The following is a 20,087-nucleotide window of genomic DNA, read 5'->3' on the forward strand; positions in this document are numbered from 1 at the left end:
GTGCGAGCGAGGGGGCAGGGAGGTCCTCTCAGATGCGCCGGTGGTCGGTCGGCGCGTTGCGCGGGCCGAACCGCGGTGCGCGCGCCCTCCCGTTGACCAGCAGCAGCCGCACCACCCGGTGCCGCTGACCACGCCAGGGCTCCAGCAGGGCCATCATCGCGTCGTCGTCGGTGCGGGCGGCACCGGTCAGGGCGAACCCGACCTGGTTCTTCAGGTGGTAGTCGCCGTAGCTCACGGTGTCGGGGCAGCCGAACACCCGCTGCACCACCTCGGCCGCCGTCCAGACCCCGATGCCCGGGACGGTCTTCAGCCGCCGCTGCAGGTCGGCGGAGTCCAGCGCCTCGGGCGGCTCCATGCGCGCGGCCACCGAGGCGACGGCGCGCAGGGCGCGGCGACGGGCTCCGTCCAGACCGCAGCGGTGCCACTCCCAGTCGGTCACCTCGAGCAGCCGCCGGGGGGACGGCGGCACCCGCATCCCCTCGGGGGCGGGCCCCGGCGCCGGCTCCCCCGCCAGGCGCAGCAGCGCCCGCCAGACGCGATGCGCCTCGGTCGTGGTCACCTTCTGCTCGAGGACGGCGGGCACGAGGGAGTCCCACGTCCGCCCCGTCCGGCCCAGCCGCAGCCACGGCGTCGTGCGGTGCAACCGGGCCACCAGCGGGTGGTCGCGGCAGTCGAGCGCGGCGGGGTCGTCCTCGGCGCCGAGCCACGCGGGCACCCGCCGGCCGGCCCAGTCCGCCCCCGGCCCCCAGGCGGCGATCCGCACCTCCCCGGCGACCACGGCGATGCGCACCGTGGCCGGCCCGTCGGGGGTGGTGGTCACCCGCCAGGCGGCGTCCGGCTCGAACCGCAGCGTGGGGTCGCCGGTCCCCCGCAGGTGCACCGACAGCGTCCGGCGGACGTCCAGTGGCCAGTCGGGGCGGAAGGCCGACGTGAAGGCCGGCGGGGCCGCGGGGGCCGTGGCGGTGGCGGTGGCGGTGCTCAGGGTCTGCTCCGGGAGGCGGGGAAGCGGAACCCGCCGAACGCTACGCCGCGGTCGAGGGTGTCCGCCGGGACCGGGTCAGGCGGCCGGCCGGGCCACGGCCCGGGGCGCCGGCGCCACCTCGGCGAGCGCGGTCACCGACGCCGTGGACGCCGGGACGGCCATCGCCCAGCGGGTGAGCAGGAAGGCCGCCGGCATCGTGACGGCGACGGCGACCGGCGGGACGATCTGCTCGGGCACGGTCAGCACGTCGACCATCAACCAGGACACCGCCATCCGCAGGACGATCGTCGACCCGTTCGCCACCACGTAGCGCGCCAGCGACGACCGGGAGGTCTCCACACCGAACGCGTACCGGGCGTTCGCCACGTAGGCCACGAGGACGGAGATCACCAGCGCGAGGGCGTTGGCCACCATGTACGGGCTGATCAGCAGCAGCGCGAGGTACAGGCCCCAGTACAGACCGGTGTTCAGGCCGTTGACCAGGAGGAACCGCAGGAACACCCCGACCTGGGGACGGCGAGCGGTCACTCCTGCCCGCCGTCGTAGCGCCCGCGCGCCGCGCGCCAGAGGATCTTGACGAGCTCGAACTGGGCACGCCGGCCGTGGATCTTGGTCGGCACCGAGCCGGCGTCGGGGTAGGCGCGGGTGACCGGCACCTCCTCGCACCGGTACCCCAGCCGGGCGGCGCGGATCGGCAGGTAGGCGAGCAGCTCGTAGGTGTCGAACACCTCGCGCATCGGCGCCACCCGCGGGTCGGACAGCAGCCGGCGGGAGTGGCCGCGGAACCCGTTGGTCGTGTCGGTGTAGCGCCGGCGCGCGGCGACCGAGGTCAGCGGCGCGTGGAACAGCTTGATGGCCAGGGTGCGCTCGCGCGGGGTGTTGATGGCCGCGCCGCCCGGCACGTACCGGGAGCCCTGGACGAAGTCGCCGCCGGCGTCGAGCGCCTCGACGAAGCGCGGGATCGCGTCCACGCCGTCCTTGCCGTTGCCGTCGACGGTGATGACGCCGTCGTAGCCCTCCGTCAGGGCGAACGCGAAGCCCATGCGCAGCTGCGCCGAGAGCTTCCCGGAGTCCCGCTTGACCAGCAGGGCGCGGACGCCGAGGTCGCGCATTAGCTCCGGGTCGTTGGAGCCGTCGGTGCTGCCGCCGTCGGCGACGACGACGTCGAGGCCGAGCCCGAGGTCCTGGATGCGGCGCAGCTGGCCGAGGATCCGCTCGCCCTCGTTGATCACGGGGATGAGCACGACGTAGCGGCTACCGCGTTCGCGCAGCACGTGCACGTCGGCGCGGGGCACCGCCCACCCGGCGGTCGTGGCGTCGACGAGGAGGTCGTTGGTCACTCGTAGGTCTTCCTCACATAGTCCGCGGTGCGCCGGACGGCGCCCTGGGGGTCGTCGGCGACGGTCAGCATCTCCACCGACACGTGGCCCTCGTAGCCGACCTCGCGCAGGGCGGCGGCGACGACCTCGTGGTCGACGGGGCCGTCGGGCCCGACCGGCCCGAGCTGCGGCGCGCTGGCGTGCACGTGGGCGAGGACGTCGGCGCCGGCGCGGACCCGCTCCGCGGCGTCGTCCCCGGCCAGGGCCATGCAGGCGGTGTCCAGGTGCAGCCGGACACCGGGCGAGTCGACCGCTCGCACGAACGCCGTGGAGGCGACCGCGTCGGTCAGGTAGTCGCAGCGGTACACCTCGGGGTTGGCCTCGATGCAGAAGCACACCCCGAGGTCGGCGGCCCGGGCGCCGATGCCGGCGAACAGCTCGACGGCCATCTCGTCGGCCTGCTCGACCGGCAGGTCCCCGCGGCGGCGGTTGCCCGGCGAGCCGAAGACCAGCCGGGTCGCGCCGAGGCCGGCGGCCAGGCGGGCCATCCCGACGAGGTGGTCGGCCAGGCCCCGGCGGGCCTGGGCGTCCCCGAACAGCTGCAGCTCCGGGCGCTGGAACAGCAGGGACTGCAGCGCCACGATCCGCACGCCCGCCGCCTCGGCGGCGGCGCGGACCCGGGCGACCTCGTCGGGTCCCTGCGCCAGTGGGTCGTCCCACAACCGGGTGGGGGCCACCTCGAGCGAGGCGAACCCGAGCTCGGGGAGCTCGGGCAGCACGGCGTCGTCGAGCTCGGCCGGCCAGGCGAGGTTGGAGTACGCGAGCCTCACGCAGGAGCCCCCACGAGCGCCGCACCCCACGCGCGGATGCCGGCGAGCACCTCGCCGGCCGAGCGCAGGTAGGCGCCGTCGCGGCCGGCGAGCCGGGCGGCGTGCGCGGTGCGCAGGTCGTAGGCGACCTGCGGCCGGTCGGTGCACGAGTACTCGACGCCGAAGCACTCCCGGGCGACCTGCGCCGAGGACACGGGTTCGGTCGCGAGGTTCACGACCCGCAGGCCGGCGTCGCGGGCGAGGAGCACGTGACCCCAGAGGTCGCGCACGTCGTAGAACTGGAAGGTCGAGTCCTCGTGGGCGAACCGGGCCCCGGGCTGGTGGATGAGGTCGTAGACCAGGTTCTTCTTCAGCCCGGGACCGAACATGCCGGGCAGCCGGACGACGAGGGAGTCCTCGAACCGCTCGGTGACGAACCGCTCGAGCAGCGCGCGGTGCCGCCCGTAGGCCTGCTCCTGCGCGGTGTCGGCGGCGGTGTCCTCGTCGGCCTGGCGCGAGTCGCTGTAGACGTCGACGGTGCTCACCAGCACGCAGGAGCGCGCGCTGCTGCGGTCCAGGGCGTCGATCAGCCGCTGGATGTTGGCCCGGTCGGCCTCGGGCTCGGCGTTGGCCTTCCACTTCTCGGCCGGGGCGCCGGCGCAGACGACCTCGTCGACGTCGGCGGCGGGGAGCTGGTCGATGTCGGTGCTGCGGAACCGGGCGACCGGGGCGATCCGCCGGTCGAGCTCGCCGCCGACGAAGCCGGTCCAGCCGATGAGCGCCCGTCGGCGCGCGGCGCTCACGCGTCGGTCCGGGACTCGTCGCGCACGGCGGCGGCCTCGGCGTCCACGTTGAGCATGTCGCGGGCGGCGAGCACCGAGCTGGTCGCCTCGAAGGCCACCCGGTAGATCGGCCGCTCGTTGGCCGTCTCGTTGGCCTGGAACATGAACTCGGCCATGATCCCGATGACCACGCTGAGCAGCAGGAACATGAAGGACATCTGCAGGCTCATCGAGGTCCAGCCGGCGACCGCATCGCCCGAGGCGCCGATGATCGCGACGTAGAGCGCGTAGATGACGTTGACCAGGCTCGCGGCCATCGAGATGCCGACGGCCACGCGGAGCGGGCGGCCGCTGGCGTAGAAGATCGACCGCACGACCTGCCGGAAGCTGCTCGCCGGCCGGGGGTGCTGGCGGGCGCCGGAGGTGTACTCCATGACGGCGCAGGGGTAGCCGGAGATCGAGGGCAGGAGGCGCAGCACCCGGTCGCGGTCACGACGGGGCAGCCAGGCGTCGAGCGCCGGCCGGCTGTAGCCGCGCAGGCCCAGGCTGACCGTGGCGATCTCCTCGCCCATGCTCCGGCTGGCCAGGGCGCGGCTCAGCCGCAGCGCGACCCGTCGCCCGGCCGGGTCGGCCTTGTTGAGGCCGACGACGACCGCCGTCTCGTCGCTGACCATGCCCGCGCAGCGGACGATGTCCTCCGGGTCGTCGACGCCCAGCCGGGCGGTGACGACGATGTCGCCGAGCGCGCCGTCGAGGCCGGCGGTGAACGCCACCTCGTCGCGCACGCCCTTCACGAGGCCGAGGACCTGCATGTTGGCCTGCTGCTCGGCGAGCTTGCGGGCCCAGGCGATGCGGCCGCGGGCGCCGGGGAGCACGAGGACGATCTCGTGCACCGGGTAGGCCGCGGAGACGACGGCGTCGAGGGCGGCGAGGTCGCGCTCGACCTCCGCCGGAGCGCCCTCGGCGACCACCACGACGCTCAGGAACGTGCCGGTCCGCGCGGCGGGCGCCGGGGTGCGGACGACGACGTCGGCGCGCGGCGTACCGGCCTCGGTCGCCTCGGGAAGGGTCTGGGTGTCAAACAGCGTCACGGAGGTGCTCCTCAGCCACTCGGAGTGCGTCACCGATGTTGTCGATCTTGGATCCCAGGAGGGACAGGACCCGGCCACCGTCGGAGCGACGGAGCACGACCGGGCGCGCGTCGTCGCTGTCTCGGCGGGCGGGGACGGACTTGACGCCCCACAGCGACTCGCGGTGCACGGCCTCGCCGATGGCGGGCACGAAGCGCGCGGCGTCGCGGATCATCCAGTCCGCGCGGCTCGCCAGACCGCCCCGGAGGGCGGCGGCGGCCTGCTCGTACGTCGGGTACGAACCGTGCGGGGTGTACCGCACGTGACTCAGGGTGTGGTACGGCGTGGAGGGGAACGGCATGAGCGAGAAGTACGGGCCGTCCATGACGGTCACGCCCTTGCCGCGCAGCGCGTCCGGGAGGTCGACCAGGGCCATCTCGCACGGCTCGCAGTGCAGGCCGGCGTACTCGACGCCCGCCGGCAGGGCCTTGATGCCCTCACCGTAGGTGCACACGAGCGCCTGCCCGGCGGTGACGAGCTCGCCGTCCTCCAGGACCACCTCGACACCGGTGGGCCGCTCCTGCACGCCGGCGACCGGCGTGCCCAGGCGGACGGTGACGCCGGCCTCGTCCAGCTCCTCGCGCACCAGCTCGCGCAGCCGCACGGCGTCGAAGACCGCCTCGCGGACGACCCAGGAGGCCTCGACGGTCGCGGAGTTGAACATCTTGCGGACCGAGACCGGGGCATCCATCAGCGGGGCCCCGATGTAGTCGCAGACGCGCCGGAACTTGCGGGCGTTGGTCAGCGACCCGCGGGCCACGGCGTAGATGCAGAGGAAGTCGTCGACGACGCAACCGGAGTACCGCGCCATGAAGGCCTCGTACGAGGCCTGGCTGCGGCCGGCGGTGCGCAGGGACCGGGGGTAGTGGTAGCCGCCGTGCACCCGGGCCTGGTTGAAGTAGCTGGCCCCGCCCAGGAGGTCGGCGCGGGCCTCGAGGAGGACGACGCGGGCTCCGCTGCGGGCGGCCTGCGCGGCGAGCGAGGAGCCGTAGAAGCCGCCGCCGACCACGACGACGTCCCACTCGCCCGAGGCGCCCCGGCCGGCGAGCTCCTGGCCCTCGTACGTGCGACGGGGCTGGGGGATCGACGGCTCCGCGGGGGACTCGCGGAGAGCTCGGACCACGGGGGGCTCCTCTGCGGCGTTCGGTGTGGGGGTCCGCGTTGTGCGGCAAATGAAGCGTAACGGCGCGAATACGGACCGCTACAGCCCAAAAGTCGCCGAAACGAGACCGGCTCGGCTGGAGCGGTCCCGTCCGTCACACCCGTCACAGGCGACACGGGCCACGGACCGCTGACCTGCGAGGACACGGCGTCGACGGGCCGGGTCGCCAGAACCGGACCCGCCCGGACGACACCCCGGCGGGCCGCCGGGCGAGACCTCGGCAGAGCGGACGGACCGGTTCGGCAGATGTTGCCCGCTCCGACACGCAGCCGGCGCCGCCGGCTCGTCGAGCTGCTCCTCCGTGGCGAGGCCCTTCCGGGAGCGGGTCCGCGCATGCCGACGTCCCCGCAGGCGCGGGTCCCCTCCGGGACCCGCACCTGCGGGGACGGGCGAGCGGCAGCCGCGAGCGGCTACGGCCGGAGCGTGAAGGAGTTCGGGGCGCCGGCCACGGCTGGGTCGAGCGGCGGGCCCTCGAGGCGGATGTCCAGCCACGGTCCGTTCGGCTCCACCGCGCGGATGGTCCGGACCACCCCGTCCGAGAAGCGCACCGCCCGCGCGTCCTCGAACTCCTCCTGGTTGCGCACCGTGTTCGGGACGAAGAAGGCCGCCGTGTCGTTGGCCACGCCACGGGTCCAGTAGGTGTCGGTCAGGTCGACCGGACTCCGCATCAGGTACGAGAAGTACTGCATCGTGGCCGCGCCGTCCGGGACCGTGATCGCCGACGCCGAGCAGCCGGTGACGGTCGTGAGCGGCTCGTCGTCCGGGGAGATGTCCCGCATCGCTATCGTCGTCCCGCCGGGCGTCGGCTGGTTCACCGCGACCGGGAACCGCTGGCTCTCGGCGCCGGGGTCCAGCGGCACGAACCCGCGGGCGCTGGCCGCGATGTTGATGTTGTTCTCGACCATCGTGAACGACCGCGCGTTCGCGCCCGGGCCGACGTAGTCCAGGGTCACCTCGTAGAGCCCGGCCTCCTCCGCGCCCAGCACGGCCTCGCCGTCCTGCACCGTGCAGGGGACGTCCGCCCACTCCGCCGGGGCCACCGGCGTCCAGTGCAGGGTCGTCGGCGACACCTGGACCGGCTCGTAGGACCGGAACAGGGAGCGGTAGAACCACCAGTTCGCGCTGACGTTCCACGACACCCAGTCGCTGAGCCCGGGCACCGTGGTCGCCACCAGGTCGTGGGTCCGCTCCTCCATCTCCTCCTCGAAGACGGCGCGCTGGCTGCCCAGCGCGGCGATCACCGAGTCCACCGGCAGGTCCCGGTTGGGTCCCGTCAGCGCGCCCGCCAGGCCCATGTACTCCTCAACGACGTCGGGGCCGGCCTGGTCGACGGCGGCCACCTGGTCGCGGAAGTAGACGGAGAGGTAGCCCCCGAGCCGCGGCTCGAAGACGTACTCCGGGTCCTCGGCGAGGGAGTCCCGGGCGTCGCGCATGTCGTCCACGCCCAGGGAGCCGGTGACCACGAGGGCGCCGACCACGGCGGCGGCGAGCACGGCACGGCCCGCGACCACCCAGGAACGGCCGATCCCCCCGCGCCGCTGGAGGAGCCACGGGACCGCGACGGTCAGCGCCCGCGCGGCCGCCATGACCAGGACCACCGTCCCCCAGAGGTGGAACGACCAGAAGTACATCCCCTGGTGCCCACCGATGGTCCCGGCGAGACCGCCGGCGAGCAGCGAGCCGCCGACGTAGGTGAGCAGCAGGGAACCCCAGCCCCGCCGGAGCAGCGCGTACACCGCCACGGCGACGAGGACCACGAGGGTGAGGAGCACGTTCTCGGCATCCATGATCCGCACCAGGTCACCGAGGGAGTAGACGCGGTAGGGCTCCTCCCAGGACGCGAAGTACCAGCTCTGGTCCCCGCGGACGTCGGAGAAGTTGTAGCGGAACATCGTCGGGAAGTGCCCGGCGGTCGCGGCGAAGCCGGAGACGAGGAAGCCGACGAGCGCGGCCCCCCACAGGGCACCGAGTCCGCGCAGGCGGTCGCCCAGGCCCCGGCGCAGCACCTGGAAGGTGACGACCGCCAGGAGGAGTCCGCCGGAGACCAGCCCGTAGTCGTTGGACCACAGCGCGACGATCAGCCCGGCGCTCGCGCCCACGACCGCCGCCCGGCGCGGCGTCCACCGCTCGCGCAGCGCCACCAGGGCCACGGCCGCCAGCAGGTACGGCGCGACGGCCCGGATCGGCCGGAGGCTGTTGCCCGGGAACGCGGCGATGGCGAGGTCGCCGGCGCTGGCCCACCACATGCTCGGCCAGAAGTTGGTCACGGCGACCAGCACCGTGGGGACGACCATCCCCCACACCATCGCCAGGCCCCGGCGACGGGAGAACACCAGGGCCGCGACGACGCCGACGAGGAACTGGAACGCCACGAGCGTCACGAAGTGCGACGAGAACACCGAGTCGGCCAGGTCGCCGCCGCGCAGCGCGAACACGGGGTAGATGGCCAGCACCGGCCCGATCCCCAGGTACGGGAAGAAGTCCCGACCGGGCCACTCGCCGTCGGCGATGCGGAGGAGCCCGCTCACCGTCTGGAAGGCCCCGTCGAGGTGGAAGGTGGGCACCTCGTAGGCGAACCGCCGCGCGTGCAGCGCTGCATAGGCGAGGACGAAGAGCACCGGCACGACGTGGCTCGCGACTCGCAGCACGAGCCGCAGCCGGCCGCGCCCACCGGGGACCGCGGACCGCGCCGCGCCCCGCCGCGCCCCGCCCCGGGTGCTCGGCGCCCCGGCCGCGTCCGGCGCGCCGGAGGGCACCCGCGTGGCGGTCGTGACGGGATCGGCCTCGTCACGGGTCATCGTTCCGTCGAGCTTCACACTGCCTCGTTCTCGGTCTCCGTCCGTGGTCGGCGCTGTCGTCGCGCGCGACCGGGCGGACGGCCCGGGGACCGGGGTGGCCGGCACCGGGGGATGGTCAGAGAGGGAGCCCGCTCGGGTCGTTCCGCCGGACGGCGGGCACCTCGGGGAAGCGGACGAGGTCGTCGGGCACCAGCCGGGCCGTCGGGGGGTCGTCAGGCCTCGGGGCGGCGGGCGGTGGCTGCGCCCGGCTGCCGCGCCCGGCCCACACGCGGCGGCTCACCTCGGCCGTGCGCAGGGCGATCATGAGGAAGACCACGGGCAGGAACGGCAGGTAGAACACGATCGCGTCGATGTGGACGTGGTTGATCATGTGGCCGTAGGCCAGCACCAGCCACGAGAGCGCCCCGGCGAGGCCCAGGCCGCCCGCGACGGCGAGCCGCCGCTGGAGCGCGGCGTCGGGCCGGCGGCCGCGGTACGCCTCCACCGCGAGGGCGGCGTAGACCGCGACGAAGGCCCAGATCGGGATGCCGTAGACGCCCGGACCGAAGCCGGTCGCCGTCGGCGCCGGCAGCGTCACCGCGGGAGCCCGGAGGTAGGCCGTCATCTGGTAGAGCCAGAGACCGACCACGTCGCCGGAGCCGAGCAGCCAGCCGAACAGCGGGTCGTCCTGCGCGCGGGCGAGGTCGAGGGCCAGCGCCATGCTGCTGGGTGAGAACGTCCGCTCCCCCATGCGCTCGCCGATGACCGAGGCGTCCCCGTAGAGGGCCAGCAGCTGGCCGACGTGCAGGGCCATCGCGAGGGCGAAGCCGGCGACGCCGGCGACGAGCACCACCCCGAGGCGCAGGAGGAGCCGCCGGTCGATCCGGCCCCGGAACTCGTGGAAGGCGACGGCGGCCGCGGAGCCCAGCAGCACGGTGCTGATGAACTCGTACCCGCACAGACACTTGAGCAGGACGAGCCCGGCGACGAGGGCGCAGCCGCGCACCCACTTGCGCCGGCCCTCGCCCAGCCGGGGCCACACCAGCAGCGGGACCAGGATCGGCAGCAGCATGGTCCACAGCTGCCAGTAGGTGCTCGCGCCGAAGCCGTTGGTCCAGAAGGACAGGGTCAGCAGGACCAGGAGCACGGCGGCCACCCGGTTCCCCCACGCCCGCCGGCTGGCCATCACCGCGGTGGCGAGGACGGCGGCGGCGAGCAGCGCCGTCGTCATCCGCATGGCCTCGTAGAGGTGGTCCCCCGGGCTCAGCCAGTTCATGACCATGCCCTGCAGGCCGAACTGGCTGGTGTACTCGGCGCCGCGGGAACCGAGCGGCGGCAGGAGCACCGGGGCGGGGTCGAGCATCTCGGCGCGGACCAGCGCGTCCGAGTCGGCCTGGAAGAGGTCCTTGTAGCCGGGGTCGAGCAGCCTCAGGACGTCGAACCGGATCTCCAGCGCCAGGAGGACCGTGACGGCCAGCCAGGCGAGCCGCTCGCGGGTCATGCGCAGCACCGGTCCCCCCTCTCGCTGACTCGCGGCGCCTGAGGGCACCGTCGTCCGGTACGGCCAGCGTATGGGCGCGACCACGCACGGTCACGACGCAGATGTTGCCGAATCGGGACCGGTTTCGGCTGGAGTCCGGCGACGAGGCGGCCGATGCCCGCTGACACCCGACTGACCTGCACGAACACCGACGACCGGGTCAGCACGCCGGCGCGACTCCGACGTGCCCGGTGTGACGGAGTGGTCCCGATCACTACAGGGTGCGGACCCTGACACCCCGGAACCGACCGGTTCGTCAGATGTTCACCACTGCGCGGGCGCGGTCGGCCCGGCGTGTCGCCCGGCGGTCCGCACCCGAGCGGAACCGGTCGGCGGCGAACAGCAGGCCCGCCAGGGTGACGCCGATGGCCGGCCAGTACACGTAGCGGTAGTCGTAGCCGATGACCGTGGGCACGTAGCTGACGATGTACAGCAGCGAGGACGCGCACAGGGCCAGGACCACCGGCGCGTGTGGCAGGTCCCGACGCCGGCGCCAGGTCACGGCCAGGAGCACGGCGCCGGCCAGCAGCCAGGTGAACGGCTTGTAGAGGAAGCCGAAGTTGCGGAACGAGAAGTCCACGTAGGTGTACAGCCCGTCGGTCGCCGCGTTCGGCGTGAAGGTCAGGCCGTACGGGTTCGGGCCGACCCCGTACCACCACACGAAGCTCTCGCCGAAGGGGGTGTCGAGGAACCGGCTGAAGACGTAGGCCCGGTAGTGGAGGTAGCCCAGCGGGTCGCCGGCGATCCCGCTCAGGTACAGGTCCCGGATCTCCGCGGGGTGGTCGAGGAGGAACTGCGGGATGTCCCCGGTGCTGGCGCACCGCCACGTGTAGTTGACGTCCCGCTCCGAGGAGGGGCACCGCTGCGCCAGCGCCACGAGCTCCCGACGCAGCGACGGGCTGACGTCCGCGTCGGCCAGCTCCTCGACCGTGTACAGGTGCATGACGTCGTCGAGCATGATGCTCGACGAGGGGTGGGTCGCCGCCACCGGCCGCACCAGGTCGATGACCGGGGTGACCGCCAGGGCACCGACGACCACGCCACCGGCCAGCGCCAGGCGCGCGCGCCTCGCGTTGCGGGCACCGGGCCACCGCAGGAGGAACAGCAGCGGGACCAGCGCCGGCAGGGCGTTGTAGCGGACGGCTCCGGCGTAGGCGAGCAGCAGGACCACCGCGGCGACGGCGGCGGTGCGCAGCCACCGCCGGCCGATGCCGAGCTGCAGGTGCAGCAGCAGCGCGACCGCGCCGAGCATGGCGAACGCGAGATGGGTGTCCTTCCAGATGACACCCGAGATGTTGGCGACGTACGGCAGCACGCCCAGCGCCAGAGGCAGGAGGGAGACCGGCCGCAGGCCGGTCCGCCGGAACGCGTAGACGGCCAGGAGGACGAGGCTGCTCCACAGGGCCGTGAGCTGCACGACGAGCATGGCGCCGACGGTCTGGAAGGAGAGCTTGTTGACCACCCACCACAGGGCGGTCATGACCGGCGGGTGCCAGTCGTCCAGCTGCCGGGTGTCCAGCGCCTGACCGAACTGGTCGATGGAGTCGTTGGACAGGAAGCCCGGGTAGTACGCGACGACGTTGAGGGCCAGCAGTCCCACGCCCAGGGCGACCAGCACCCGCGGCCAGGAGCCCAGCGCCCGGGTGGCGGTGTCCAGCACCCGCGTGCCGGCGTGCCGGACACGCCGCCAGCGGTTCCCCGCCGGTGGGCGGGAGGGGAGCGCCGTCCGGCGCCCGGCCGGGCCGGGGTCCGGGGCGGCCGCGGCCTGCTCCGGTGCGGCCGGGACCTCGAGCGGCGACGCACTCGTCTGGGTCAGCATCGATCTGGAAACCGTTCTCGTGCGGGCCGGGGGCGTCTCGAGGAGACCCCGGCCTCCGCCGGCCGAGCTCGGCCGCTGCGCACGGACTCTAAAGTCGAACGGCACCGCCGCCAGGACGTCGGGAGCGTGTCAGCCCCACCCGTCCCACCGTGATCACGAGCCGCCCCGAGGGGCTCAGCGCGGCGCCATGCGGAGGGCGCCGTCCATCCGGATCACCTCTCCGTTGAGGTAGCCGTGCTCCATGATCGCCAGTGCCAGCTGCGCGAAGTCGTCGGGCCGGCCGAGACGCTGCGGGAACGGGATGCCGGCCGCGAGCGCCTCCCGGGCCGGCTCCGGGAGCGCGCCCAGCAGCGGCGTGTCGACCAGGCCGGGCGCGATCGTGCACACCCGCACGCCCACCGCGGCCAGGTCCCGCGCGGCGGGCAGCGTCATCCCGACGATGCCGCCCTTGGACGCGGCGTAGGCCACCTGGCCGATCTGCCCGTCGTAGGCGGCGATCGAGGCGGTGTTGACGACGACGCCCCGCTCGCCGTCCTCGAGCGGCTCGGCCGTCGCCATCGCGGCGGCGGCGAGCCGGAGCACGTTGAACGTGCCCACGAGGTTGACCTGGACGGTCCGGCTGAACGCGCCGAGGTCGTGCGGCTCGCCGCCACGACCCAGCGTGCGCTGCGCCCAGCCGATGCCCGCACAGTTGACCGCGATCCGCAGCGGCCGGTCCTTGCCGGCGGCCTCGGCGACGGCGGCGCGCACCGACTCCTCGTCGGTCACGTCGGTGCGGACGAAGGTCGTGGCGCCGCCCAGCTCCGCGGCCAGCGCCTGCCCCTTCTCCTCCTGCAGGTCGAGGACGGTCACCGCCGCACCGCGCTCGGCGAGGGCGCGCACCGTCGCCTCGCCGAGGCCCGAGGCCCCACCGGACACGACCGCCGCGACGTCGTAGGTCTTCACGAGGGCCCACCGTAGCCGCGACCGGTGAGGGCGAGCAGCCGGTCGACGACCGGCGGCCAGGTGTAGCGAGCGGCGATCGTCCGGCGCAGCGCCTCGCCGGCCTCCGTCGCCTCGGCCGGGCGCACGGCCAGCGCGCGCAGCCGGGCGGCGGCCTCCTCGAGGTCGTGCACCCGCCACCCGCCACCGCCGGCCAGCAGCTCCTCGGTCCCGCCGACGGGGAGGGTGACCACGCTGCACCCCACCGCGCCGGCCTCGAGCAGCACGGTGGGGAACCCCTCGGACTCCGACAGGCAGACGATCACGTCGGCGTCGGCGAGGAGCTCCTGCACCTGCGGGTGCGGGAGCGGGCCGGTCAGGGTGATGGGGCGGGGGGACGCCGCCGCGCGCCGGGCCAGCTCCCCGGCCAGGGAGCCCCCGCCGCAGACGGTCAGCTCCACGTCGACCTCCGCCGGCAGACCGGCCACCAGCTGGACGGCCTCGAGCGCCCCCTTGCCCGCCTCGAGCCGCCCGACCGACACCACCCGGAGCGGACCGTCCCGGCGCCCGTCCCGGGCCGGGCCGACCGCGGACACCGCGTTGCCGACGCTCGCGCTCGTGTGCACCCCCATGTGCCCCAGCCACGCAGCGGCCTCCCGGGAGACGCCCGCGACGGTGCGGACCCGCCGCTTGAGGCGGCCGGCCAGCACGTGCTCGTACGCGGTCACCCCCAGGTCGGCCGCCCGACTGCCGGTCGCCACGTGGTCGCAGCCGTGGTTCAGCCACACGGCGTCGGCGTCCCCGACGGCCCGGGCCACCATCAGGCTGGAGACGAACAGGTGCGAGTTGACCAGCACGAAGTCGTACGCGGTGTCCCTGACCTCGGTCATGATCCGGGCGTTGCGCGCGGTGCGGCGCGGGAAGGGCAGCCGCCCGGCGACGAGCCGCGCGTCGAGGCCGTGCAGCCGCTCGCCCACGGGCCCCTCGGTCCGCTCGGCCGCCCCCGGGTCGGTGGCGCAGTGGACGACGTCGACGACCCAGCCGCGGGAGACGAGCTCGGCCGCCACCCCCGCGCTGAAGCGCTCGATGCCCCCGGGGTGCGGGGGGTAGTACGGGGCGGCGATGAGGGCTCGCATGTCGTCCTTCGTTCGCGGTGGCGACCGGCCGGCTGCCCGAGATGCTAGTGACCGGACGGGTAACGTCTCGGCTCGCACGGCCACCCCGAAGACCGCACCACCGGAGGCGTGTCCCGCGTGAACCGGCTCGTCCTCGCCCTGTCGGCCGTCACCGGGGGGCTGAGCGCGGCGCTGGTCCCCGTCCTCGCCGTGCTCCTCCTCCCGGTCGACGACTACGGCACCTTCGCCCTGGTCTTCCTCGTGTTCGCGGAGGGCTGGTCGATCCTGCTGTCGGCCGTGGCCGACACCTGGGCGCGGGTGCGGGCCGCCGGCTCCTCGGCCGGCAGCTGGGCCGACTACACCGGCGCGCTCGCCGCCGTCGGCGCCGTCGCCGGCGTGGTCACGCTCGCGGTCGGCTGGCCGGTCCTGGGCTCGGGCGGGCTCGCCGCGACGATGGCGGTCGCCGTCACGGCGACGCTCTACCGCCAGGGCGCCCGCTACCACCACGCGGTCGAGCACGGGGTGCGGGCGGTCCTGCCGTCGGACGCGGTCGCCGTCGTCGTGCTGGTCGCGGTGCTGGCCGCACTCCTGCTCGCCGACCGCTCCCTGCTGACGTCCCTGCTGGTCGCCTGGGCGGTCTCCGCGGTCGCCGCGGCCGCCCTGTTCACCCGGGGAGCGCTGCGCGGCGGCGGCCCGGTCGGCTGGTACCGCCGCAACCGCCGCACCGTCCGGGTGCTGCTCGGCGAGTCCCTGCTGATGGACGCCGGCGCCACCGGCACACCGGTCCTCGTGGCCCCGGTACTGGGGCTGTACGACTTCGGCGTCTACCGCAGCGTGTCGAGCCTGTCGGTCCCGATCCAGCTGCTCATCGACCCGGTCCGGCCGCTGATCTCCCAGGTGAGCCTGAGGCGGCTGGCCACCGCCCGCGTCGCCGGGGGCCTGCTCGCGGTCGCCACCGCGCTGACGGTCGTGGGGTACCTGGCGCTGGAGTTCGTCGTCCCGGCGGTCCTGTCGTTCAGCCCGGTGCTCTCGGCGCTGAGCGACTTCGCCGTCCCGTGCGGACTCTTCATCGGCCTGCAGTTCCTCACCTACGTGCTGGGCATCCTCGCCCGCATGCGGGTGGCCCACCGCCGTCTGCTGGTCGGCCGGGCGGTGCACACGGTGTTCGCCATCGCGCTGCCGCTGCTCGGCGCGGTGCTGGGCTCGGCGTCCGGCGCCATCTGGGGCTTCGTCGTGTCGACCGGGATGACCGTCGTGATCTGGACGGCGCTGTTGGTCGGCGCGGCACGGGGGCCCGACCCCGCCCCCGCCGCTCCCCCGCAGGCCGGGACGCTCGTCCCCGAGTGAGGCGAGAGCACCGACGACGACGGCCCCCGCACCGGGGGTGCGAGGGCCGTCGGGAACCGGGGGTCCGGCGTCAGGTCCGCGGCTGACCGGTGAGTGTCCCGCCCTGCGGGCGGGCCAGCAGCCGGGCCTCGGTCTCGGCCAGGGCGACCTGGCGGGCGAGCCGGACCAGCCGGGCCTCCTGCTCGCGGAAGCGCACGCTGGTGCTGCCGACCGAGTAGATGACGACGATCGCCAGCAGGTAGAGCAACAGGTCCGTGCCGCGGTCGACGCCGACGACGTCGGCGAGCTCCTGCAGCAGGCCGGGGAAGATGACGGCGAGGACGCCGGCGAGGACCGTCAGCCCGGCGAGGATCTTCCGCCGGGCCTGGCCGCGCAGCGACGCGCGGGAGCGCAGCGAGAAGAAGACGGCCATGACGACCGCCGGGGCGAGCAGGAACTTGATCACGCTCGGCTCCAGGTGCTCACGCGGTGGGCGAGGATGTCACCCAGGATGTTCACGCTGTTGAGCAGCGGCTGCCCCTTGGAGCGCGAGTACTCCGTGTAGAGCACGTGCACCGGGAACTCGGTCAGCCGGTAGTGCGGCTGGGTGAGCACCTGCTCCAGCTCGCTGGCGTGGGCCATCCCGTGGAAGGCGAGGTTGATCCGCGCCGCGACGTCGCGGGTCACCAGGCGCAAGCCGTTGTGCGCGTCGGTCAGCTTGTGCGCGCTCCCGCGGTTGAAGACCTTGGTCGCCGTCTTGAGGATCATCCGGCGGAGGAAGCTCATCTCCGTCGTGCTCTCCAGGAAGCGCGAGCCGAGGACGACGTCGTAGCCGCCCTCCTCCGCCTTGGCGATCATCCCCAGGAGGTCGGCGGCCTGGTGCTGGCCGTCGGCGTCGAACGTCGCGACGTACTTGGCGTCGGTGAAGCGCAGCGCGGCCTCGAAGCCGGTCTGCAGCGCCCCGCCCTGGCCCAGGTTGATCGGGTGGGAGACGCGGATCGCGCCCGCGGCCTCGATCTCGGCGGCGGAGTCGTCCCGGCTGCCGTCGTCGACGGCGATCACCGTGAGTCCGAGGTCGACCAGCTCGGCGATGACCCCCCGCACGACGGTCGCCTCGTTGTAGACGGGCATGACGACTGCCGTGGCGGGCAGCCGGCCGGCCACGGAGCCCGAGTCCACCGTGATCTCGTTCATGACGCAAACGGTAGCTCTGGTCGCCCGGCGCCACCGGATGTTGAGCCGTGTCCGGAGCGTGTGGACCCCGTCCGTCACAGGCGGCCCACCGGACCCGCGTGTGCCCCGCGGGCTCCCTCCGCGGCCGCGTCGGCCCGCCTGGCCGGCTCTAGAGTGCAGGGGTGGACACCACCGGGGGCGCATCGAGCACGACGGACCTGCTGATCACCGGGGGCGCCGGTTTCATCGGCTCGAACCTCGCCCGGCTGGCCCTGGCCGACGACCGGATCGGCCGGGTCGTCGTCCTGGACGACCTCTCCACCGGAGCGCGGGAGAACCTCGCCGGTCTCGACGTCGAGTTCCACGAGGGCTCGGTCGCCGACCCGGCCGCGCTCGACCGGGCCGTCGCGGGGGTCGACGCGGTCGTGCACCTGGCGGCGTTGGCCAGCGTGCCGGCGTCGATCGACGACCCGCTCGGCTGCCACGAGGTGAACGCCACCGGCACCCTGCTGCTGCTGGAGGCCTGCCGGCGCCACGGCGTCCGCCAGGTCGTCGGCGCCTCCTCCAGCGCCGTCTACGGCTCCAACCCCGCACCGCTCAAGGGCGAGCGCGAGTGGGTGCGCCCGCTCAGCCCGTACGCGGTGAGCAAGCTGGCCACCGAGCAGTACCTGCTGACCTACCAGACCTGCTACGACCTCTCGACGGTCGCGTTCCGCTTCTTCAACGTGTACGGCCCCGGCCAGCCGGCCGACCACGTGTACGCCGCGGTCATCCCGCTGTTCGTCGACGCCCTGCTCCACGACCGCCCGCTGGTGGTGTTCGGCGACGGCCGGCAGACCCGCGACTTCGTCTTCGTCGGGACGGTCGCCGAGATCCTGCTCGACGCGAGCCTGCGTCGGCTCAGCCACCCGGAGCCGGTCAACGTCGCGCTCAACACCGAGACCAGCCTGCTCGAGCTGGTCGAGCAGCTGGAGGCGGCCAGCGGGCAGTCCGCGGAGGTCGACTTCCGGGAGCCACGCGCCGGCGACGTCCGCCACTCCCGCGCCGACGACAGCACCCTGCGCTCGCTGTTCCCGCAGGTCGTGCCCGTGCCGCTGGCCGAGGGCCTGAGCGCCACGGTCGAGTGGGCCCGCGGCCGGCTGGCCTAGCGGCTCACGAGTACCGCGGGCCGACCCGGTCCTCGACCGCGGCCAGCAGCTGCTTGACCCGCTCGGCCTCGCCCACGGGGCAGACCATCGTCACGTCGGCGGTGTGCACCACCACGCTGTCCCGGACCCCGACGAGGGCGACGAGGTGCTGCGGGTCGTCGCTGAACACGATGTTCCCGGCCGAGTCCAGCGTGACCGCCAGCCCGCGGACGGCGTTGTCCCCCACCGTCTCCAGGGTCTGCGCCAGCGCCGGCCACGAGCCGACGTCCAGCCAGTCGACGTCGAGGTCGGCGACCAGGACCCGGCCCGGCTCCCGCGCCGCCGGCTCGAGGACGGCGTAGTCGACGCTGATCTTGGGCAGGGTCGGGAAGACCTCGGCCAGGACCGCGGCGCGCTGCTCCCCCGCCCGCGCGGCGACGATGCGCGCCAGCCCCCGAGCGCTCTCGGGCAGGTGGTCGGCGAGCGCGTCGAGCACGGTCTGCGCCCGCCAGACGAACATCCCGGAGTTCCACAGGTGGTCGCCGGACGCCAGATAGCCCTCGGCGGTGGTGCGGTCGGGCTTCTCCACGAACTCCGCGGCCTCGGCCACGCCCGCCACCTCGGTCGGCGCCCCGCGGCGCACGTAGCCGAACCCGGTGGCCGGTGAGGTCGGGCGGATCCCGAGGGTGACCAGGGAACGCGGCCGGGTGGCCAGGGCGTCGAAGGCGGTGCGGAGCGTGGCCGCGAAGCGCTCCACCGGGCGGATGACGTGGTCGGCGCTCACCACCGCGAGCTCGGCCTCGGGGTCCACGTCGGCGACCAGCGCGGCGGTCAGGCCGACGGCGTTGGCCGTGTCGCGGGCCGTCGGCTCGAGCACCAGTCGCTCGGGGTCCAGGCGGGGCAGGGCCGCGCGCACCTGGTCGCCGTAGCGGGCGGCGGTGCAGACCCAGATCCGCTCGGCGGGGAGGACCGCCTCCAGCCGCGCGAAGGCCTCGGCGAGCAGGCTGTGCGCACCGCCGCCGGGGGTGGCGGGCCCGTCGCTGATGACGTCGAGCAGCTGCTTGGGCCGCTGCGCCCGCGACAGCGGCCACAGCCGCGTCCCCGACCCGCCGGCCATGATCACCGCGTGCCTCACCGGGTCTTCCCTCCGGCGGCCCGCCCCGGCCGGGCCAGCTTGGCCGCCCCGGGCACCCGGCCGCGGCCCACGTCGTCGGCCCGTCGCTGGAACGGAGCGCCCGCCGCCACCCGCCCGCTCGCGTAGGAGAGCAGCATCCGTGCCCCGAGCCCGGCTCGGAACGCGGCCCGCAACGGGGCGTTGCGCCGGCCGGGGTGCCGGTGGGACAGGTAGCGCAGCGCGCTGGTGTGGTGCACGCGCGCCATCCGGTGCGGCTCTCGGCTGGTCGCCTGACCGCCCTCGTGGACGACGACCGCGCTGGGCACGTACACGTGCAGCCAGCCGCGCCGTCCCAGCCGCTCGGCCAGGTCGACGTCCTCGAAGTACATGAAGTAGCCGGGGTCGAACCCGCCGACCGAGCGGAAGGCGGCCACGTCGATCAGCAGGCAGGAGCCCGACAGCCAGCCGGCGGGCCGCTCGCGGGGCTCCTCGCGCTCCCGGCGATAGCGCGCGGTCCACGGGTTGCCCGGCCAGATCCAGCCGAGCGCGGCGTGCCCGATGCCGGTCGACAGCCGCGGCAGGTCGCGGGCCGAGGGGTAGAGCTGCCCCTCGGGCGTGCGGATCGCCGGACCGAGGGTCGCCGCCCGGGGCCAGCGCGCGGTCGCGGCGAGCAGCTCGTCGACCGAACCGGGCTCGAACCGGACGTCGGGGTTGGCCACCAGCGCGTGGCCCGTGGTCAGGTCGGCCAGGCCGGCGTTGGCGGCGGGGCCGTAGCCGACGTTGCCGCCGGTGCGCAGCAGCCGGACGTGCGGATGGGTGGCCGCGGCCGCCTCGGGCGCTCCGTCGGTGGACCCGTTGTCGGCCAGGACCACCTCCACCGGCCGCGTCGTGGCCAGCGCCAGCGACTCGACGAAACCGGCCAGGGACTCCCCCGGGGAGTAGGTGACCGCGACGACGCGCAGCGGGGCGGTCGGGTCCTCGGGCGGCACAC

Annotated in this window: 18 protein-coding genes; 2 read left to right on the forward strand and 16 right to left on the reverse strand. The window is 74.4% G+C overall.

Annotated elements, in window-relative coordinates; genetic code table 11:
• Positions 1-28: 28 nt before the first annotated feature.
• The 12 genes from DQ240_RS02595 to DQ240_RS02650 all read right to left on the reverse strand — a co-directional run bounded on the left by DQ240_RS02595 (position 29) and on the right by DQ240_RS02650 (position 14,377).
• Positions 29-880, reverse strand: a complete 852-nt coding sequence (locus tag DQ240_RS02595) for a DNA-3-methyladenine glycosylase (protein WP_233498442.1) — start codon at positions 878-880, stop codon at positions 29-31.
• A gap of 177 nt (positions 881-1,057) precedes the next feature.
• Positions 1,058-1,510 (reverse strand): GtrA family protein, encoded by a 453-nt coding sequence (locus tag DQ240_RS02600; protein ID WP_158548494.1) that lies wholly within the window; start codon positions 1,508-1,510, stop codon positions 1,058-1,060.
• Positions 1,507-2,322, reverse strand: coding sequence for a glycosyltransferase family 2 protein (locus DQ240_RS02605; RefSeq protein ID WP_113838100.1), 816 nt, complete (start codon positions 2,320-2,322; stop codon positions 1,507-1,509). The genes DQ240_RS02600 and DQ240_RS02605 overlap by 4 nt, the downstream gene beginning before the upstream one ends.
• Positions 2,319-3,131, reverse strand: a complete 813-nt coding sequence (locus DQ240_RS02610; protein WP_158548496.1) for a sugar phosphate isomerase/epimerase — start codon at positions 3,129-3,131, stop codon at positions 2,319-2,321. The genes DQ240_RS02605 and DQ240_RS02610 overlap by 4 nt, the downstream gene beginning before the upstream one ends.
• Entirely contained in the window at positions 3,128-3,913 is a 786-nt protein-coding gene (locus DQ240_RS02615; protein WP_113838101.1) for an NAD-dependent epimerase/dehydratase family protein, read from the reverse strand. The genes DQ240_RS02610 and DQ240_RS02615 overlap by 4 nt, the downstream gene beginning before the upstream one ends.
• Complete coding sequence (locus DQ240_RS02620) at positions 3,910-4,983, reverse strand: hypothetical protein (RefSeq protein WP_113838102.1); 1,074 nt, start codon at positions 4,981-4,983, stop codon at positions 3,910-3,912. The genes DQ240_RS02615 and DQ240_RS02620 overlap by 4 nt, the downstream gene beginning before the upstream one ends.
• Positions 4,970-6,145, reverse strand: a complete 1,176-nt coding sequence (locus DQ240_RS02625; protein WP_158548498.1) for an FAD-dependent oxidoreductase — start codon at positions 6,143-6,145, stop codon at positions 4,970-4,972. The genes DQ240_RS02620 and DQ240_RS02625 overlap by 14 nt, the downstream gene beginning before the upstream one ends.
• A gap of 449 nt (positions 6,146-6,594) precedes the next feature.
• Complete coding sequence (locus tag DQ240_RS02630; protein ID WP_113838104.1) at positions 6,595-9,000, reverse strand: hypothetical protein; 2,406 nt, start codon at positions 8,998-9,000, stop codon at positions 6,595-6,597.
• A 97-nt stretch (positions 9,001-9,097) separates the two neighbouring features.
• Entirely contained in the window at positions 9,098-10,471 is a 1,374-nt protein-coding gene (locus tag DQ240_RS02635; RefSeq protein ID WP_113838105.1) for a hypothetical protein, read from the reverse strand.
• Positions 10,472-10,757: 286 nt separating this feature from the next.
• Positions 10,758-12,320 (reverse strand): hypothetical protein, encoded by a 1,563-nt coding sequence (locus DQ240_RS02640; protein WP_113838106.1) that lies wholly within the window; start codon positions 12,318-12,320, stop codon positions 10,758-10,760.
• A gap of 174 nt (positions 12,321-12,494) precedes the next feature.
• Positions 12,495-13,265, reverse strand: a complete 771-nt coding sequence (locus DQ240_RS02645; RefSeq protein WP_113838107.1) for an SDR family NAD(P)-dependent oxidoreductase — start codon at positions 13,263-13,265, stop codon at positions 12,495-12,497.
• Positions 13,262-14,377, reverse strand: coding sequence for a glycosyltransferase family 4 protein (locus DQ240_RS02650; RefSeq protein WP_113838108.1), 1,116 nt, complete (start codon positions 14,375-14,377; stop codon positions 13,262-13,264). The genes DQ240_RS02645 and DQ240_RS02650 overlap by 4 nt, the downstream gene beginning before the upstream one ends.
• A 108-nt stretch (positions 14,378-14,485) precedes the next feature.
• On the opposite strand from DQ240_RS02650, the gene DQ240_RS02655 reads away from it, so the two are divergent.
• Positions 14,486-15,703: a hypothetical protein gene (locus DQ240_RS02655; protein WP_147261925.1), complete on the forward strand. Its 1,218-nt coding sequence runs from the start codon at positions 14,486-14,488 to the stop codon at positions 15,701-15,703.
• Between the two features lie 70 nt (positions 15,704-15,773).
• Here the strand turns inward: DQ240_RS02655 and DQ240_RS02660 are convergent, their stop codons facing one another.
• Positions 15,774-16,148, reverse strand: a complete 375-nt coding sequence (locus DQ240_RS02660; protein WP_199588998.1) for a DUF2304 domain-containing protein — start codon at positions 16,146-16,148, stop codon at positions 15,774-15,776.
• Positions 16,145-16,876 (reverse strand): glycosyltransferase family 2 protein, encoded by a 732-nt coding sequence (locus DQ240_RS02665; protein WP_113838110.1) that lies wholly within the window; start codon positions 16,874-16,876, stop codon positions 16,145-16,147. The genes DQ240_RS02660 and DQ240_RS02665 overlap by 4 nt, the downstream gene beginning before the upstream one ends.
• Positions 16,877-17,037: 161 nt before the next feature.
• On the opposite strand from DQ240_RS02665, the gene DQ240_RS02670 reads away from it, so the two are divergent.
• Complete coding sequence (locus DQ240_RS02670; protein WP_233498443.1) at positions 17,038-18,003, forward strand: NAD-dependent epimerase/dehydratase family protein; 966 nt, start codon at positions 17,038-17,040, stop codon at positions 18,001-18,003.
• Positions 18,004-18,007: 4 nt separating this feature from the next.
• Here DQ240_RS02670 and DQ240_RS02675 read toward each other — a convergent pair whose 3' ends face one another.
• Positions 18,008-19,117 (reverse strand): mannose-1-phosphate guanylyltransferase, encoded by a 1,110-nt coding sequence (locus DQ240_RS02675; protein ID WP_113838111.1) that lies wholly within the window; start codon positions 19,115-19,117, stop codon positions 18,008-18,010.
• Positions 19,114-20,085: a glycosyltransferase family 2 protein gene (locus DQ240_RS02680; protein WP_113838112.1), complete on the reverse strand. Its 972-nt coding sequence runs from the start codon at positions 20,083-20,085 to the stop codon at positions 19,114-19,116. Before DQ240_RS02680 ends, DQ240_RS02675 begins: the two co-directional genes overlap by 4 nt.
• Positions 20,086-20,087: the final 2 nt, after the last annotated feature.

The organism is Blastococcus sp. TF02A-26, from assembly GCF_003319125.1.
Taxonomy (GTDB): Bacteria; Actinomycetota; Actinomycetes; order Mycobacteriales; family Geodermatophilaceae; genus Trujillonella.